The organism is Neisseria sp. P0022.S010 (genome assembly GCF_051956635.1).
On sequence record NZ_JBQCXF010000730.1, the window covers coordinates 1 to 1,104 of the forward strand.

A 1,104-nucleotide genomic window follows, 5' to 3' on the forward strand; every position below is an offset into this window, starting at 1 on the left:
GATGTGTACCCCGCCGCAGGCAGCCTCGCCGCATACAAACAGCTCCAAGGCAAAGAATTGTCGTACAACAACATCGCCGATGCCGATGCCGCTTGGGAAGCCGTCAAATCCTTCGACGCGCCCGCTTGCGTGATTGTGAAACACGCCAACCCGTGCGGTGTCGCCGTCGCAGCCGATACATTGACCGCCTACAAACTCGCCTACGCCACCGATACCACCAGCGCGTTCGGCGGCATCATCGCCTTCAACCGCGAAGTGGACGGCGAAACCGTCAAACAGATTACCGACAACCAATTTATGGAAGTCCTGATGGCGCCGAAGTTTACCGCCGAAGCCCTCGAAATCTCCGCCGCCAAGAAAAACGTGCGCGTATTGGAAGTACCGCTTGAGGCAGGTGCCAACCGCTTTGAACTCAAACGCGTCGGCGGCGGACTATTGGTACAAAACCCTGACATCCACCGCCTTAGCCGCGCCGATTTGAAAGTCGTCTCCAAACGCCAACCGACCGAGCAGGAATGGAACGATTTGCTGTTCGTCTGGAACGTCGCAAAATACGTCAAATCCAACGCCATCGTGTTCGGCAAAGGCGGTCAAACCTACGGCATCGGCGCAGGTCAAATGAGCCGCGTGGACAGCACCCGCATCGCCGCCCGCAAAGCGCAAGATGCCAATCTCGACCTCAACGGCGCATGTGCCGCTTCCGATGCCTTCTTCCCATTCCGTGACGGCGTAGATGTCATTGCCGAGCAGGGCATCAAAGCCATCATCCATCCGGCAGGCTCCATGCGCGACCAAGAAGTCTTTGACGCAGCGGACGAACACGGCATCGCCATGGTCGTAACCGGCATCCGCCATTTCCGCCACTAATAAGCTGATATAAAATAAAGGCCGTCTGAAAACAAAGTTTCAATATCATGAAACCCGTTTTCAGACGGCCTTCTTCAATCATCAAACAATTTAGCGGCCTAACTGTAAATCAGGACAAAGCAACCAAGCTCCAGCCAGCCCGATTCATGCAGCAACACAATGCCGCCCAAGTTAAAACCAACCCACTCAGAGCAAGAAACATGAAACACATCCTCCTCATCCTCGCCCTTGCCGCAC

General features: G+C 55.3%; 2 protein-coding genes. Both read left to right on the forward strand.

Annotated features, from left to right (window positions below; translation table 11 throughout):
* Positions 1-867, forward strand: an 867-nt coding sequence (gene purH, locus ACTHUT_RS20995) for a bifunctional phosphoribosylaminoimidazolecarboxamide formyltransferase/IMP cyclohydrolase (protein WP_440419735.1), incomplete at its 5' end; no start/stop codon positions are given.
* A gap of 47 nt (positions 868-914) precedes the next feature.
* A partial coding sequence (locus ACTHUT_RS21000) for a hypothetical protein (protein WP_440419737.1) occupies positions 915-1,104 on the forward strand: 190 nt, incomplete at its 3' end.